At 45.2% G+C, this 294-nt stretch carries 1 pseudogene; it reads right to left on the bottom strand.

What is annotated here, in order from left to right:
- Positions 1-290, bottom strand: a pseudogene (locus tag A8709_RS35760) (DDE-type integrase/transposase/recombinase); the annotation flags it as partial.
- Positions 291-294: the final 4 nt, after the last annotated feature.

Here is a 294-nt window from a genome sequence, read left to right as displayed (position 1 = left end):
AATTTTGGGCTGCTGTAGATGAATTCACGTTTCAAGATGCTATGAAATGCCTCGATACAGGCATTGTCATAACAGTTACCTTTTCGACTCATACTGGGCGTTATACCGTAGGTCTCTAGCTGGCTACGGTACTCCTTGGAGGCATACTGAGAGCCTCAGTCGGAATGGTGGATGAGGTCTTTACCAGGTTTCTTGACGCTATGAGCCTGTTTTAGTGCATCTAAGACGAGGTCTGTTGTCATTCGGTCGCTCAGTTTCCATCCAACAATTTGCTTCGTGTAAAGGTCCAAAATA

The organism is Paenibacillus pectinilyticus, from assembly GCF_001700435.1.
GTDB lineage: Bacteria > Bacillota > Bacilli > Paenibacillales > NBRC-103111 > Paenibacillus_E > Paenibacillus_E pectinilyticus.
Note: the sequence above shows the minus strand (reverse complement) of the source record. Positions and strands in the feature narration are given on the sequence as shown.